Annotated in this window: 12 protein-coding genes; 7 read left to right on the forward strand and 5 right to left on the reverse strand. The window is 46.3% G+C overall.

Annotated elements, in window-relative coordinates; all coding sequences use genetic code 11:
* Nucleotides 1-27 precede the first annotated feature (27 nt).
* Nucleotides 28-180, reverse strand: coding sequence for a hypothetical protein (locus HG547_RS15770; RefSeq protein ID WP_169548349.1), 153 nt, complete (start codon nucleotides 178-180; stop codon nucleotides 28-30).
* Nucleotides 181-274: 94 nt separating this feature from the next.
* On the opposite strand from HG547_RS15770, the gene HG547_RS15775 reads away from it, so the two are divergent.
* Entirely contained in the window at nucleotides 275-1156 is an 882-nt protein-coding gene (locus HG547_RS15775; protein ID WP_037414510.1) for a LysR family transcriptional regulator, read from the forward strand.
* 107 nt (nucleotides 1157-1263) lie between these two features.
* On the opposite strand, the gene fusA is transcribed toward HG547_RS15775, so the two are convergent.
* The 3 genes from fusA to HG547_RS15790 all read right to left on the reverse strand — a co-directional run bounded on the left by fusA (nucleotide 1264) and on the right by HG547_RS15790 (nucleotide 9990).
* The gene (gene fusA / locus HG547_RS15780) at nucleotides 1264-3357 is read right to left on the reverse strand and encodes an elongation factor G (protein WP_055648166.1); all 2094 of its coding nucleotides are present in this window, start codon (nucleotides 3355-3357) and stop codon (nucleotides 1264-1266) included.
* 438 nt (nucleotides 3358-3795) lie between these two features.
* Nucleotides 3796-5247, reverse strand: coding sequence for a diguanylate cyclase (locus tag HG547_RS15785; protein WP_169548350.1), 1452 nt, complete (start codon nucleotides 5245-5247; stop codon nucleotides 3796-3798).
* 189 nt (nucleotides 5248-5436) lie between these two features.
* Nucleotides 5437-9990: a biotin carboxylase N-terminal domain-containing protein gene (locus tag HG547_RS15790; protein WP_037414507.1), complete on the reverse strand. Its 4554-nt coding sequence runs from the start codon at nucleotides 9988-9990 to the stop codon at nucleotides 5437-5439.
* 122 nt (nucleotides 9991-10112) lie between these two features.
* On the opposite strand from HG547_RS15790, the gene HG547_RS15795 reads away from it, so the two are divergent.
* Nucleotides 10113-11024 carry a LysR family transcriptional regulator gene (locus tag HG547_RS15795; RefSeq protein ID WP_015586033.1) on the forward strand — a complete coding sequence of 304 codons (912 nt, stop codon included), beginning with the start codon at nucleotides 10113-10115 and terminating at the stop codon, nucleotides 11022-11024.
* A gap of 301 nt (nucleotides 11025-11325) precedes the next feature.
* On the opposite strand, the gene HG547_RS15800 is transcribed toward HG547_RS15795, so the two are convergent.
* Entirely contained in the window at nucleotides 11326-12123 is a 798-nt protein-coding gene (locus HG547_RS15800; protein WP_015059991.1) for an OXA-48 family carbapenem-hydrolyzing class D beta-lactamase OXA-48, read from the reverse strand.
* Nucleotides 12124-12492: 369 nt separating this feature from the next.
* Here HG547_RS15800 and HG547_RS15805 point away from each other — a divergent pair, with 369 nt between their 5' ends.
* The 5 genes from HG547_RS15805 to gshB all read left to right on the forward strand — a co-directional run bounded on the left by HG547_RS15805 (nucleotide 12493) and on the right by gshB (nucleotide 17086).
* Nucleotides 12493-13650: a hypothetical protein gene (locus tag HG547_RS15805; RefSeq protein WP_169548351.1), complete on the forward strand. Its 1158-nt coding sequence runs from the start codon at nucleotides 12493-12495 to the stop codon at nucleotides 13648-13650.
* Nucleotides 13651-13795: 145 nt separating this feature from the next.
* Nucleotides 13796-14410 carry a SprT family zinc-dependent metalloprotease gene (locus tag HG547_RS15810; RefSeq protein ID WP_169548352.1) on the forward strand — a complete coding sequence of 205 codons (615 nt, stop codon included), beginning with the start codon at nucleotides 13796-13798 and terminating at the stop codon, nucleotides 14408-14410.
* A gap of 126 nt (nucleotides 14411-14536) precedes the next feature.
* Nucleotides 14537-15313: an endonuclease EndA gene (gene endA, locus HG547_RS15815; RefSeq protein ID WP_348981366.1), complete on the forward strand. Its 777-nt coding sequence runs from the start codon at nucleotides 14537-14539 to the stop codon at nucleotides 15311-15313.
* An 8-nt stretch (nucleotides 15314-15321) separates the two neighbouring features.
* Nucleotides 15322-16053, forward strand: coding sequence for a 16S rRNA (uracil(1498)-N(3))-methyltransferase (gene rsmE / locus HG547_RS15820; protein WP_037428904.1), 732 nt, complete (start codon nucleotides 15322-15324; stop codon nucleotides 16051-16053).
* A gap of 85 nt (nucleotides 16054-16138) precedes the next feature.
* The gene (gene gshB / locus HG547_RS15825; protein WP_144376397.1) at nucleotides 16139-17086 is read left to right on the forward strand and encodes a glutathione synthase; all 948 of its coding nucleotides are present in this window, start codon (nucleotides 16139-16141) and stop codon (nucleotides 17084-17086) included.
* The last annotated feature ends 29 nt before the right edge of the window (nucleotides 17087-17115 follow it).

Here is a 17115-nt window from a genome sequence, read left to right on the forward strand (position 1 = left end):
TAAAATGCGGAAAAGTAAAAACCCAGCCTAGGCTGGGTTAACTTGTTGTTTTGCTTTATGCAAATCACCCGCCGGAGCCGTTACTCTTGTTTGCGCTGCCTTTGCTGTTTGCACATTCTTTGTTTCAGGCATCGCCGCCTGCCACAAAGCATCTACCCATAAACTTGACGTTGACTTCATGACCAAATCTCCTGTTCTGTTAACAAGTTCAAAGTAATACTTAGACCATCATCAGTAAAATGAATTAACGCCATACAATGGATTCCATTTGAGCATGAACATTCCAATCAAGACCTTACAATGTTTTCTGATCTTAGTTGAAACGGAAAACTTCACCCGTGCAGCACAAAAATGCTTTATCACTCAACCAACGCTCAGCAAAATCATCCAAAGGCTTGAAGAAAGCGTAGGAGAAACCCTGCTGATCCGTAACAATCAAAAGGTGGAGCTAACCCAAGCAGGGCAGCTGTTTGAACACAGTGCGCGGGAGATCCTCGGACAATGGCATAGATTGCAGGAGGACATGAGTAACTTAAGCGGCCTAAAATCGGGGCGGCTTAGACTCGGTGTCTGCCCCATGATGAGTAGCTTAATTATTGGATTACTGACGAGCTATCGTAAGCGCTATCCAGGGGTTGAACTACAAATGTATGAATACGGGGGGTTTGGCTGCGAGCAGGCACTGCTAAATAACAGTTTAGATATTGCCTTTACTGCGTTACCCACAACCCATGAGACTGAGCTAGTCAACCAACCGCTGACAAAATATCCTCTGTTAGCTTGCCTGCCTGATGGGCACCCGCTTGCGGCTAAGTCATATCTCAACTGGCAAGATTTTGAAGCTTATCCGTTTATTCTCTATAACGAGGACTTCTCACTTGCCAAATTGATAACTCGCCTCAGCCGTAAGGCTGGCGTGCAATTAAATATCGCCTTTCGCAGTGGTCAATGGGACTTTCTTGCAACCATGGTTGAAGCCGACATGGGACTGGCCATATTACCCGAACCTATTTGCCAAAAACTCAGTCACAGCAAACTAGTCTTTAGACCGATGCAACCGGCATTAACTTGGGATTTAGCCCTGATTTGGCGGCAGAACTTACCGTTAACTCCCGCGGCAAATGCTCTACTGGAATTAAGCAAACAAAAAGCTTAAATGCTGAATGCTGACTCGTCAACCTATCGTCAACCAGTGCATCGCCCATAAAAAAACCGCTGCTAGCCTAGGCTTAGCAGCGGTTTCTATTTAGAGGAAGTTAAGAATTACTTCTTAGCTTCAGCAGCTTTACGCTCTTTAACTTGCTCAACAACTTTGTCCGCAACACTGTTTGGACATGGGCTGTAGTGTGAGAACTCCATAGAGAACTGACCACGGCCTGAAGTCATTGTACGCAGAGTACCGATGTAACCGAACATTTCTGATAACGGTACGTCAGCCTTAACGCGAACACCCGTTACACCCGCAACTTGGTCTTTGATCATACCGCGACGACGGTTTAAGTCACCGATTACGTCACCCACGTTGTCATCAGGGCTGAACACGTCAACTTTCATGATTGGCTCAAGCAGTTGTGGTTTAGCTTTAGCCATAGATTGACGGAATGCCGCTTTAGCAGCGATTTCGAACGCGATAGCTGAAGAGTCAACTGCGTGGTAAGCACCGTCAGTCAGTTCAAACTCAACGTCTAACACTGGGAAGCCAGCGATAGTACCGGTGTTCATCATGCTCGCGAAGCCTTTTTCAACTGCTGGCCAGTATTCCTTAGGAACGTTACCACCAACAACTGAAGACTTGAACACGAAGCCAGAGTTTGGCTCACCTGGGCGAATGATGTATTCGATCTTACCGAATTGACCAGAACCACCAGATTGTTTCTTGTGGGTGTATTGGTCTTCAACCATTTGAGTAATGGTTTCACGGTAGGCCACTTGTGGCTCACCTACGATCAGCTCAACACCATAAGTACGCTTCAGGATGTCCACTTTAATATCTAAGTGCAGTTCACCCATACCTTTAAGGATGGTTTCGCCTGAATCTTCGTCAGTTTCTACGCGGAATGATGGATCTTCTGCGATCATCTTACCGATAGCGATAGCCATCTTCTCGCTGCCGCCTTTATCTTTTGGCGCTACTGCGATAGAGATAACTGGCTCTGGGAACACCATGGCTTCCAAAGTACATGGGTGCTTAACATCACACAGTGTGTGACCAGTTTGTACGTTCTTCATACCCACGATTGCGATAATGTCACCAGCTTCAGCTGATTCAATTTCGATACGATCGTTAGCATACATTTCGCACATACGGCCGATACGCTCAGTCTTACCAGTTGCACTGTTAAGAATGGTATCGCCTTTCTTCAGACGGCCAGCATAAATACGTACGAAAGTCAGGGCACCGAAACGGTCATCCATGATCTTGAACGCTAATGCTTTTAATGACTCATCAGCAGAAACGATAGCGTATTCGCCAGTTTCGTTACCTTCTTCGTCAGTTAAAGGTTGTGGATCAACTTCATCTGGCGCTGGCAGATAATCAACAACAGCATCCAGAACTAGTTGCATACCTTTGTTTTTGAAGGCAGAACCACAGAATGTTGGGAAGAATGCCATAGTACGAGTACCCTTACGGATACAACGTTTCAGGTCTTCAACAGATGGCTCTTCGCCTTCCATGTAAGCTTCTAGCAGATCGTCATCTTGCTCAACAGCAGTTTCGATCAGCATTTCACGGTATTCTTCAACTAAGTCAACCATGTCCGCTGGAACATCTTTAACTTCGAAGTTTTCTGGAATACCAGAATCGTCCCATACGTAGGCTTTACGAGTTAGCAGGTCAACAACACCACAGAACTCATCTTCAATACCGATTGGCAGAACCATAACCAGTGGGTTAGCAGCTAAAACGTCTTTAGTTTGCTTAACAACACGTAAGAAGTCAGCACCCATACGGTCTAACTTGTTTACGAAGATGATACGAGCAACTTCAGATTCGTTCGCATAGCGCCAGTTAGTTTCTGATTGAGGCTCAACACCACCAGAACCACAGAATACAGCGATACCGCCGTCAAGAACCTTCAGAGAACGGTAAACTTCAACAGTGAAGTCAACGTGCCCAGGGGTGTCAATAACGTTGAAACGGTGATCTTTCCAGAAGCAGCTTACTGCCGCTGACTGAATGGTAATACCGCGCTCAGCTTCCTGAACCATGAAGTCAGTTGTTGATTCACCATCGTGAACTTCACCGATTTTATGGATTTTACCGGTTAGCTTAAGAATACGCTCGGTGGTCGTGGTTTTACCCGCGTCAACGTGAGCGAAGATACCAATGTTTCTGTATTTGGATAATTCGGTCATGATTCAACTTTAATGATTAGTTTAAGAAGTAGACGGAGTATGCGACAAACCACCGACACACCGCACATCAGATTATTTTAGGCGCATATTGTAAATTGGAACCCCGCTATGCGCAAATGGCTCTTGCAATTTTTCACGATAAAGTCGCGGAAAAAATTAAAAAAAAATAAGAAAAATGCATTAAAACAATTAAATAAAAAAATTTAGCTCAGTTTTCAAACAATTAGTAAAAAGCCTAAAAATAAGCGTTTTTTTACCGATATTGCAGATTTCTCATACTTTAAGGACTCACAAATGGCAAAATACCAGCCCAATGCAACCTCAATACAAACTTCAACTCAGGTTAAAACTCGGTTTAACCTAAAAGTTGATTAGCATAAATGTGAAATTGATCGAGTAGAGTGGCAATGGGCTTAGCAATGCATCTAATTTCGCAAACTAAGCATTGGATTCATCAATACAAATCTGATTTCTGCCCAAGGCTTTCGCTTGATACAGTGCTTTATCTGCTCGTTCAAAGCAGGACTGCATTGGTTCATTACTCGCTAATTTGGCAATCCCAAAACTACAGGTGAGCCGCACATCACCACTAAAGCGATAATCCTTAATCGCCGCAGCAATCCGCTGGCACAATGAGTTAACTAAAGTAATTGAAGTCTGATGGCAAAGGATCACGAACTCTTCACCTCCCCAACGGGCAACAACATCTGATTCACGCACACAATGCTGCAACACAGTAGACAACTCCATCAAAATATTATCTCCGACGGCATGACCTAAGGTGTCATTAATCTCTTTAAAGAAATCGATATCTAACATGACAAGACAGATGGTACTTTCTGTTGCGGTCTCAGAACGATGCTCATGCACAAACTGGCGGTTAAAGTAATGGCGATTATAGAGTTTGGTGAGCGGATCATGGGTAGATAAAAACTCGAGTTCAGTATTGGTTTGTTCTAATTGCCGACGTAGGGCTTCAAGCTGTGTATTTTTATCGGTTAAGCGTCGATTATAGCGACTGATAAAATAAGTCCGAGTCGCAAGTAAAAATATCACCAGCAGAGTGCCTGCAATCACTTGATAGATAAGCCAATAGTTAGTCTCATCGATAACAGTAATATTGTTCCACTTCTGGTAAATCCTAATTCGCTCAAGCTCATCAACATCATTAAGTACTTGATTAAGTATCGGCAGCAGTGCTTCATGGCCTAAACTCACTCCCATGCGTAGTTCATCTTCTGGCCCGCCCCACCCCGCAATTTTAAGATGGTTAAAACCTGTCTGCTGAATATAAGCATTCACCGAAAACATTGACCCAACAAATAAATCAGCGCGCTTATCGAGCACAGCCTCGAGTCCCGCTGGTTCACTGGCCACTTCGATGATTTTGACTCTAGGGTAATATTGCTGAATATACTCAGCGAGACGATAACCTTTAGGCACGGCTAATGTTCGTGAGCCTATGTTTTCAAATCCTTGTAAAAATGGCTGTTCTTTTAGCGAAACCAACACATTTGGCGAGTGAAAATACACATGGCTAAAATGTAAAAATTGCTCTCGGGTAGCGGTTTTGTTCAACATTGGAGTTAAATCACAGCGCCCAGTTTGTAAAAAATTAAGGGTTTCAGACCAAGATGTTGTGGGAACAAGAATGAATTTAAGGGGAGAATGGGACTCAATGTAACGAATATAGTCCGATGAGACCCCTACATGTTTTCCCTCTCGTATAGCTTCATAGGGCAACCAGTCGGGATCAACACAGTAACGGACTAACTGCCTACTGCTAGCACCGTCATCAGAGGTTTTGAGATAGCGCGAAGCCAAACGCTCTGCACTCACAGTTAAGGGTGAGCATAAACAGAAGAATAAAAACCAAAATCGACAACCCATGTCGCTTCTCAAATACATTCGTAATTCGCTGACGTAGATAAAAAGTGTATACATGATATTAAGATAATACCAATGCGCTCATCCTAAGCAGAAAAATGCACCGAACCTGAGAAACGTAATCTTGTTACCGATAAAAAAATACCCGCCAAATTGACGGGTATTTCGTTTACTTAATCTATTTTTACAAGATTAATCTTCAACTGGTGACACAACAAAGAGTAGGTCACCTTGCGATACTTGCTGACCATTGCTGTTCAGAATACGCTCGATGCGGTACTTCTTATCCTCAGGATAGAGCACGGCGCCTTGGCGGTTAAAGCCAGCCAAGTTAACCTGCGAGAACATCTTCATTGCTTCAGTCAAGGCAAGGGTTTGCTCAACGGTTACAATATCACCTTCTTTAACGAAATCAGGTTCGCCTGGCGCTGGAGAGGTATAGAAGATACCTGCGCCTTGGGCTAATACTTTAAGCTCGTTACTTTCACCCACACGCAGCGACTCAGTATCCACCCCAACGGTTTCGGCGGCGGCTTCCATTTCAGCGATCAGTGCTGGAATATCTAGCTCAGCCATAAAGCGTGGCAGATAGTTAGTGTCGTATACACCTTCTTTGAAGGTGCCATCGCTTAGGATTAACTTCAGCAATGGAATGTTAGTCGCGATACCTTTGAGCACTACGCTGTCGAGGTAAGCATGTAGCTTCGCAATAACGTCTTCACGGTTTTCACCGCGCATAATCACCTGAGCAATTAAGCTGTCGTAGTATGGCGAAACTTCTTTACCCGGTGCAGCAATCGAGATGATTTCTACATCTGGATGATCAGGGAATACACATTCGGTGATCTTGCCAGGGTTTGGAACCAGTTGCAGTACGCCGTGGCTGTCGAGTGCGGCTTTCTCAGCCGTTACACGCACTTCCATCGCATAACCGATTTCTTTCGGCTCTAAATGCTCGATTGAACGACCTGCAGCAATATCAAACTGCGCGCTTACGATATCGATACCAGAAGTCGCTTCGGTTACTGGATGCTCTACCTGCAGACGAGTGTTCATCTCCATGAAGTACACTTCGTTTGCGTCTAGGTTGTAGATGAACTCTACAGTACCTGCGCCCATATAATCGGTCGCATCACCTAAGGCACGGGTGTAATCCAGCACTTGTTTTTTCAGTTCATCTGGCAACATGGTTGAGCCAGACTCTTCAACCACTTTCTGGTTGTTACGTTGTACTGAACAGTCACGTAAACCCAATACTTTAGCGTGACCAAATTGGTCGCGCAGTAATTGCACTTCGATATGACGTAGTGACGTAACATATTTCTCTAAGTACAGGTCGCCGTTACCGAAGGCAGCTGCCGCTTCAGTAGCGGTTTTTTGGAATAAACCAATCATATCCTCAGGACGTTTAACGACCTGAATACCTTTACCACCACCGCCTTGTACCGCTTTGAGCAGCACTGGGTAACCAATTTCATTGGCCACGTTTACCGCTTGCTCAGCGTTAGTCAGAATACCGTGTGAACCTGGTACCACTGGTACGTTTTGGCTTTGTGAAGTCTTAATCGCGTTCGACTTGTTACCCATAGTCGTCATTGAATGCACGCTAGGACCCACAAAGTTAACCCCATTATTCACACACAATGCCGCAAATTGTGGACTTTCAGACAGGAAGCCGATACCTGGGTGCAGTGCATCAACTTGCTCGTATTCGGCAACTTTCAACACTGAGTAAGCATTCAGGTAACTTTCGTCAGAGGTGTTACCCCCTAAACAGACTAACTTGTCAGAATCTTTCAGCATATCCGCAGGTACGGCAGTCATGTCAGGATCTGACGCCACTAATACCACGTTGATATCGTTATCGTGGGCCTTACGGATCAACTTAACAGCGGTACAACCACGGGCATGAACCAATACTTTGTTAATTGGTTTCATTAACTTACGAGGATCGTTTTGAACAATCACTTCTTCTTCAACAGGCGCTTCAACAACCAGAGTCGACAGAGCATTGATGATTACGTCATTAATCTTCGCCGTTGGCATTGGCATCAGAGGATCGATGCTCGCCAATTGGTTATCTAAGGTTTCGCTGAATGGGTTGTGGACCAAGCCCGCCATTGCACCTGGTACTTTCGACAAGTAGTTCGACAGAGTCGACGTTGAAGGTAAGTAAGCAGGAACCACCATTTGACCCGCGAATGGCATGTTAGTACCAGACAGGTAATAGGTTTGCACTAATGGGTGAGTCACGAAACTCGCTTGCGCACCACCGGTACAGTCACCAAAACCAAACATCAGTACTGGCAACTCGTTATCACGGATAAAGCGTGTGATACGGTCGTTCACAACAGCCATTGAGAACAGAGCCGCAGCACCTTCTTTAGTCTGCATACCGCCAGAGCTGATAAAACAAACTACTGGCAATTTACGCTTAGCACATTCGATCAGCAGCGCAGAGAATTTCTCGGCACTCGCCATATCGAAGGCACCCGCTTGGAATGCTGTGTTAGATACCGCCAGACCCACACGGACTTTTTGTCCCTTTTCTTTAAAGTCAGCAATACCAGTGATCAGGCCGCAAGGACGAATACCTTTATCTAACGCATCTTCAATGGATAAACGGAAACCAGGGAAGTTGAGCAAGTTAGCCGACATTTTGTCGCCATTGATTTCGTCGAAATTAGTGAAAAATTGCTTAATCACATTTTCCCACGTCATCTTGCCGGTACGTTTTTCGTCACGTAATACTTTTTGGATCAGTAAGTCCTGATAACCCATGGTCAAGCGGTTCCAGAAGTCCTTACGACGACCGATACGCACAGGGTTAATCGCACCAGTGTATTTGCTGTGGTCGCTTTCACTGTCGAAGTATTCAGGCAATAAACGTTCGAAGAAGTAAGTCAGGATAACGAATAAACTGTCGTTAAGTTGTGGGAAGCCCACACTCTTCCACTGCTCTACACGCACCAAGAGATCGGCACGGTTAGATTGGCTCATAAAGTACTTAAGCCACTTGTAGAATTTAGCCTTGTCGTTTGCGGTATCCTGAGTAGACAGCGCATGGTCAATCGACTTGTGCAGTAGATTGTTCACAGAGTTGCGTGACAGACTCTTAGACATCATGGCTTCTTTCGCGATAGACGCTAAGCTACCCACAACGTTGTCGTAAAGTGAGTTAAAAATCAGGATGTTATGGCATTGCCAAATAAAGTCTTCACGCAGCTCATCGTTTACAACGACATCGAGCACAGTCAATTGATTAAGCTCAGGCCATTTTGCTTGAGTTACAGACTTAGGCAGATTTTCAAGATGCTGAATTAAGCCCTTAAAGTTGTTTGCCGCGTTGCTCTTCCAACGGTGATATAAAGACCAACCGATGTTAAATAACAGTGCCTTACGAGCTTTTTTATAGTTTTCTTTTGGTTCACCCAAAATAAAACGTGTCAGCATATTACGTTCGGTTGAAATTTCATCGCGCTTAGCAATAAAGTTCGCCCACAATTTGTTCAGATCTTCATCGTAAACCAGCTTATCAGGGCTAGATAGCCAAGCTTGGAATACACGATCTTGCTCTTGCTGGATACGCGCTAACAAGTCACCTTCAGGCACGCTAACACGTGACAAACGTCCGTATTGCTCCTGAGAGATCGAATGAATACGGCTACGCAGCGTTAAATAACGCAGGTAACGGTAAGCGCTACCAAACAAGTTGTGGTGGTTGGTTGGGCTCGTTGCCACAGCCAATTCAGCGTTTAACTCCAATGCCATCAAGTTTTTAGATGGGTTAAGGAAACGCGCTAAACTGCGGTCATAGTGCTCACGTAAATCTTTAGATTCACGTACAAAGTTCACTGCTGCGCGCTCAACCGCTTCGATACTACTGATAATCGCGCGGCGTAAATTGTGCTGACGCTCGTCACGGTCACCTGGAGAAAAATCGATAATGCCATCGATACAACCGGCGGTGTAAAGCTCTTCTGGAGACACACCCACAGACTTAGCACATTCCTGCCATGACAGGTTGTACTTACGCGCAATACTTTGTAGACCTTGTGGCTGAATCGTGTTGAAAATACCATCGCGCAGCGATAACAGGATGTTGGCCGCCGCTAATGGAATCGCACCCCCCGAGTAACCCGCACCGATAACGATACCGACTGTCGGTACGTCAACGTTGGCACTCTCGGCAATCGCCTTAGAAATAGAATGTGCTTGGTTTTGGCTGTTGGCCACTTCGCCAGCATCGGCCCCTGGGGTATCGATTAAATAGACGATAGGCATAGACAATTCGGCAAAATGACGAATCGCTTTACAGGCGGCATAGTGATGCTCAGGCATCCATGCACCGTTAGCCGTTGTGCGCTCTTGAGCAATAAAGCCGATACGACGAGTGCGTGAACCGAAATTCAGCTCGACCTCAGCACTGTAGAAAGAGCCCAAGTGAGTTTCGGTAATCAAGCGCCCCTTTAGGTCCGCAATGATACGTTTAGCACCAGGACGACCTTTGTCTTGGGTCGGTTGGATCACTTTTGCGACATAACCGTCAACATCTAACGATGCCAAGTCTTTTAAATTTGCCTGAATGGCATCTTCATTTAAAAGGCCTTTAATTTCTTCTGATAAGCTCTGTTTACTGTGTTTAGGAAACAGAGAAAAATCCTTTGCCAAATGCTCGGCCTGTAAAAAAAGCGGATCGGGCGTTTGGGCTTGAGTCATGTGTTTGGGCTGATTATTGCTGGTCATCAAAAGATCCTCTGCTTTAGCCTCTGAAAATTTTTAGCCAATAAATATAACTTTGTTATCCCGCCAAATGCCATTAAACTGCATAAGACGCTATGTTCCAAATATGAGACAGTGGGAAAAACATGCCAGATTTAAACGGTATGATGCTATTTGCAGCCGTAGTGAGAGCAAAGGGATTCTCCCAAGCTGCACGTGAAACCGGCCACCCAAAATCCACCATAAGTCGCAAAATCGCGCAGCTTGAAGAACAACTAGGCGTGCGATTGCTACAACGCGACACCCGTAACCTGAGTCTTACCCAAGTCGGGGCACTCTTTTATCAACACTGTGATTCCATTCGCAATGAGGTGGAAGCGGCCAAGGCTGTTATCGAGAGTACCCATGATGATGTATCAGGATCATTACGGATAGCCATTCCGGTCTCTTTTAGCCAAGAATTAATTGCTAACCTCTGTAGCGGATTCATGCGTTTATATCCCAATGTGGAATTAGATGTCCAGTTTACCGACAACGATATCGGTTTGGTGGGTGAAGGATATGACATAGCTATCAAATATGGGCCACTGCAATCCTCTGATCTTGTTGCAAGATTACTGTTCGAGCGTCAACCAATTCTGGTAGCAAGCCCTGGCTATTTAAAAGCACGCGGCACCCCCGCAACACCTAAGGAGCTGAGCGATCATAGTGGTATTCTGCTAGGAACATCCCGCTCAGCACCCATATGGCCCTTAGGCAAAGGTGCTCGCAAAACCATGGTAAACTTTCAGCGTAAAGTCAGGGTCAATAGCCCGATTATGGTTAAGCAGTTAGCCCTCGATGACTTTGGGATTGCAATGCTATCAAACTCCGCCTGCAAAACCGAACTCGCCAACGGCCAGCTAGTGCCAATCTTACAGGAATGGCCGATTGAACCCTTTAAGGTCTACGGGGTGTATTCGAGCCGCAGACAATTAGCCACCAATATCAGCGCCTTCTTGGACTTTTTCGTCAAACGCTTTAGCAGCCAAGAAAGCCTACAATCCTTGATGGGCTAGGCACTTTATCGCAGCGGCATTCACCTTTACTGACATCGCCATTCCTTTATACACATCCCAATGTTGAGTGACCATGACCATTTAGATAACAAAAAAGCCTAGCAAATTGGCTAGGCTTTTTACGTTGAGGAATGTGATGCTAATGCTCAGGCTAAAAGTTAACGCGCGGAGCTTAAGTCGATTAGGCCTAACCGATTAAGTATGAGCCATTAACTACAAGCGCATCGAGCATCAGCATTTTGTCCATATATCTTTACAGCTTATATGACGGCTATTTCACACAAATACGCGCTAACCACTTCTAGGGAATAATTTTTTCCTGTTTGAGCACTTCTTTTGTGATGGCTTGGCGCAGCCCTAAACCATCCGATGTGGGCATATCCATATTCATCGCAAAAAACCACACATTATCATCAAGTTCAACCCAACCGACCCACCAGCCAATCTTAGGTTCGATTCTAGTCGAGTATCCAGTTTTAGCCCGAATAATATAGTCGCCATTGGCTTCGGTCAGCATGGCTTGTTTGACAATACGCTGGCTGCGCTCCGATACGTGTAACTTATTGTGATACAGCTTTCTTAAAAAGCTGATTTGCTCCGTGGCCGAAATTCGAATACCACCGTCGAGCCAGAAACTGTCTACATTGCCCGAAATGTCCTCATTACCATAATCGAAAGCATGTAGCATCTTGCTCATACGTGCCTCGCCAATTTGGCGGGCAAATTCTTGATAAACAGGCACAACTGAATATTTCATCGCGGTGATTAGATTATGATCGCGATTCCAAGTGGCGATATCGCGCGTCTGTCCATCCCACTTAAAGACTTGGTGTTCATCCTTAACCACGCCCAAATCGAGGGCGATCAAGCTATTGGGAATTTTAAAGGTAGATGCGGGTAAAAATGCTTGGTTCGCCCGTTTAAGATTATTGGTAAATCCTTGCTGCTTATTCTCATTCCAGAGCACAACTACGCCCTGTGATTTATGTTCAGTAAAGTGAGCATTCCAACTTTTGTTTTCTTGCCATTCCTTTGCTACCGCAGGCATTCCGATAATCGATGCAACCAAAAACACAGCCGATAAGGCTAATACACGCATAACGTCCCCTTGCTTAATGCAATATATCCATACAAATTAAGTGCTAAGCTTATCATTCTCTGCCCTCTCATTCCCTAGCAAACTGCTGACCAATTGTGGCAACAATCAGGCACAAACTTTACAAGATTTAACTATTAGCCATCCCAACTAAACGCCAGTCCAAAATCATAGCAACTCGTCAGTATCGATCTGATATGCAAAATAGGAATAAGATCCTCGAATCACTATAGGTAAACTCTTATACTCAAAACAATCATTGTGGCTTTTTGGCATAAGTTTCATTATTTCTAAGATGAAGTAAGCCTGAACGCCCTAGAAACATCGTCTATTTCCAGCAAAATAAGTGATTAAAATAAAAAGGAAACGCCAATGTTAAAGCCCTGCCTCGCTTTTATCCTCGCTAGCACAGTGGCGCAAACCGCTGGTGCCGTACAACTCCTCGGCGATGTGGAAGTGTCTCGCATTCCTACCGCTGAAAAAGTCATGGCTGAAGTGGTAAACCGTTATCAAGCATTGGATGAAGGCTTAGCGAATCAATTATCCGCACAGAAAAATGAACGCGACGCAACCCAACTTGCCGCCCGCCAAGGACATAGATTATGGCAACAGGCTGTGCGTGATGTGCAGTCTGGACACTTTGATGACAGATCCCTGTATTGGGCGCGACTCTCAATGTTAAATAGCCTTAAAAACAACAGTGCTAACTTTAAAATGGCTGATTGGCAGCAACAGATTTTAGCCAGCGCGGTTGAGAGGGCATCGCGAGGCTTCAGTGATATCCAATACGATGATGATGTGCAGATAAAAATCTTCATGACGGGATTCGACCCCTTCTTCCTCGACAAAGACATCAGTCAGAGCAATCCTTCGGGCTTAGTCGCCCTCGCCCTCGATGGTTTTCGATTTGATATCAATGGCAAAAAGGCCCAAATCGAAACCGCCATGATCCCAGTACGCTTCGAGGATTTCGACCAAGGTATTATCGAATCCTTACTCAGCCCCATTTATCGCGACCCTAAAACCCAGTTTATCTTTACCGTCAGCATGGGGCGCAGCGACTTTGATATTGAACGCTTCCCAGGCCGTAACCGTAGTGCAGCAGCGCCCGATAACCAAAATCTATACACAGGCGCAAGCAAAACCGCGCCTATCGCCCCCAAACTCAACGGTAAAAACTTTATCGGCCCTGAATTTGTTGAATTTTCATTACCCGTCGCAGCGATGCAAGTGCAAGATGGTCAGTGGAAAGTCAACGATAACCATACTGTGACCACCCTAGCGCGCGGTGAATTTAATGCCAGTTCCCTAAGCGAGCTGCAAAATGAAACCTCGGTCGAAGGTTCTGGTGGTGGGTATCTCTCAAACGAGATTTCTTATCGCGCCATTGTGTTACAGCAAAAGTTCAATAGCCGCGCTAAGGTGGGCCATATCCACACCCCGAGGGTGAAGGGCTACGACAATGCCACCGAACAAGCCATTGTCGAGCAAGTGCGTACTATGGTGATGCAGGCCGCGGCGAGCCTGTAACCGCCGCAATACTGGCATTGTCAGCAAGCGTTGGTTATGATGCAAACGCTTGCTTTATGCGCCTTATCGGGTCGCATCATGGTATCCATCTGACACACCTAGCCACACTTGATGCTTTGCAAAATAAGAGTTAACGCCTAAGTCTATGTTTAACCCGAGATCCCTACTCAATAGCCTGCGCCGTAAAGCTATCTCATCCGAGAGTATCACCACGCCGACTGCGACCAAGATGGCGAAAACCAACACGCCACAACAGCAGCCAAAGCCACTGACACCAGTGCAGCAGCAAATCCTTACGCGTATCGAAGACTGTTATCAGCAGGCAGAAATCTACTTTAAGCGTCCATTTGCGCGGCCGTTGACCCAATTTACCCTGCGGGGACGGAGTGCGGGCACAGCGCATTTGCAGCAGAATCGCCTGCGCTTTAACCCCGTATTACTCAGGGAAAATAGCGAAGCCTTCTTATCCGAAGTAGTGCCCCACGAAATAAGCCACTTACTCTGCTTCCAACTCTTTGGCAAAACCAAACCCCATGGCCGCGAGTGGCAATCCATCATGCTCAAGCTGTTTAAGGTGAGCCCCAATACCACCCACAGTTTCGATACTCAGTCGGTTAAAGGAAAAGACTTTGAGTATCACTGTGCCTGCGGCCCAGTTCGGCTAAGTATTCGCCGCCATAATAAAGTGTTGCGTGGTGAAACCCGTTATCTGTGTAAACGCTGCCATACCCACCTCACCTTTACCGAAGCAACCGAATAACCCACATAGCGTAAAAATCCTCGGCCAAAAGTACGAGCGATTTGCATAGGACGCGGTATTTCCCTTACCATTCAGACATAAAAGACGAGCCACAGGCTTGCGTAGTATTGATTATTTTTGGGATAAATATTGAACAACTCCAAGATAGCCTTAAGGTCTCGGCAAACCTTGCTGTGCCTATTCAGTTGGCTGGCGGTGTTGGCCTCAGCCAATGCCTCTCCTTCGCACCCCAATAGTTTTAGCCAAGCCAAGGTCTTGTCTCAATCCTTATACCAAGGCAGTCGCCAAGGCACCTTGCCCGCTGTCAGTTTTTACTGTGGCTGCACTATCCAAATTAAGGGCAAATCCTGGAAGCCCGATCTAAATAGCTGCGGTTATCAAGTGCGTAAACAAGAAACCCGCGCCAACCGTATCGAGTGGGAGCATATAGTCCCTGCATGGGAGTTTGGTCACCAATTACAATGCTGGCAAAAGGGTGGCCGTAAAAACTGCGCCGATAACAGCCAAGAATTCAATAAGATGGAAGCGGACATGCACAATCTGGTGCCCGCCATTGGTGAAGTGAACGGCGATCGCAGCAACTTCCGTTTTAGCCAATGGAACGGTAAGGCCGACCAATATGGTCAATGCGCTATGGTTATCGACTTTAAGAATCGCCAAGCCCAGCCACCCGCTCACGCCCGCGGCAAAATAGCCCGCACTTACCTGTATATGCAGCAGACCTATGGCCTTAAAATCGCCTCACAGCAATTAAAATTGTTCAAAGCATGGGATAAAAGCTATCCAGTTGATACTATTGAATGCAAACGCGATAACGCCATAGCGCAGATCCAAGGTAATCATAATCCCTTTGTGCAGAATGCCTGCAATGCACCACCACTGCGCCAACAATTAACCGAATAAGGTCGACAATGAGAGTTCCAAGAATTTATCAACCTCAGCCATTAGCCGTAAATCAACAGCTGAATCTAGACGAAGATGGCGCAGCCCATATCGGCAAAGTGCTGCGTATGGGCAGTGGCGAGCAAATTAGCCTGTTTAATGGCGATGGTAATGATTATCTTGCCGAAATTGTCGATGCGGGTAAAAAATCGGTCACGGTAAAAGTGCTGTCCTGTGAGGCCAATCCATCGGAGTCGCCCCTCAACCTGCATTTAGGCCAAGTGATTTCCCGTGGCGATCGGATGGAGTTCACTATTCAAAAATCCGTTGAGCTAGGGGTAAATACCATTACGCCGCTATTTTCTGACCGCTGCGGCGTCAAGCTCACTGGTGAGCGTCTCGAAAAGAAAATCCAGCAATGGCAAAAGATAGTGATCAGCGCCTGTGAGCAATCGGGCCGTAGCCAAGTGCCCATCGTTCGCCCCGCCATGGAATTACAGCAATGGTGCAGCGAACCGACTAACGCACTCAAACTCAACTTGCATCCAAGGGCAGCGCACGGTATCAATGGCTTAGATTTATCCCATACCCGCGTACGCCTACTGATCGGTCCCGAAGGGGGATTATCGGCGGAAGAAATCGCTATGACGGAAACCTATCAGTTTACCGACGTGTTACTCGGCCCCCGAGTGCTGCGCACTGAAACCGCCTCACTCACGGCAATTACCGCGCTGCAACTTCGATTCGGTGATTTAGGTTAAAGGTTAACCGCTAACTAGCGAATTGATTACTGGCTAATCCATAAATGCTTTTTGCCTGCGACGGCAATCAATAAGGAACAGATTAATGATAAAACTCGGCATAGTGATGGACCCCATCAGTGAGATCAACATTAAGAAAGACTCCAGTTTTGCCATGCTGATGGCGGCGCAGGAAAGGGGTTACCAACTGTTTTATATGGAAATGGCCGACCTTGCTATGGTCAACGGCGTAGCCATGGGCAATATGCGTCCATTAAAAGTCATCAACGATGCCAATAAATGGTTTGAACTGGGCGATGCCCAAGACACGCCGCTGAGCGATCTGAACGTGGTGTTAATGCGTAAAGACCCGCCGTTCGATACCGAATTTATCTACGCCACTTACATGTTAGAGCGCGCCGAAGAACAAGGTGTATTAATCGTCAACAAGCCACAAAGCTTGCGCGATGCCAACGAAAAACTATTCACCGCATGGTTTAGCGAATTTACGCCAGAGACCATAGTGACCCGCGATGCCAATCGCATTCGCGCGTTCCACCAAGCCAAGGGCGACATTATCCTCAAGCCACTAGATGGCATGGGCGGCACCTCGATTTTCCGCGTCAAGCAGGACGACCCTAACCTTGGGGTGATCATCGAAACCTTGACCCAATACGGCAACCAATACGCCATGGCGCAGGCCTTTATTCCTGAAATCACCAAGGGCGACAAGCGCATTCTGGTGGTGGATGGCGAGCCCGTGCCCTACGCCTTGGCGCGCATTCCGAAAAAAGGCGAAACCCGCGGTAACTTGGCCGCAGGCGGCAGCGGTGTTGCCCAACCGCTATCGGACTCAGATTGGAAAATCGCCCGTGCCATTGGCCCAGAGCTGAAAAAACGCGGGCTGATTTTTGTGGGTCTGGATGTGATTGGTGACAAGCTGACCGAGATTAACGTCACTAGCCCGACTTGTATCCGCGAAATCCAAGCGGCATTTGATGTGGACATTACTGGCATGCTGTTCGATGCCATCGAAGCCCGTCTCGCCCAGTAAGCTTGTACACCTACAAGATAATAATATTC

The sequence above is a fragment of the Shewanella sp. DNRA4 genome, assembly GCF_012843185.1.
Taxonomy (GTDB): domain Bacteria; phylum Pseudomonadota; class Gammaproteobacteria; order Enterobacterales; family Shewanellaceae; genus Shewanella; species Shewanella xiamenensis.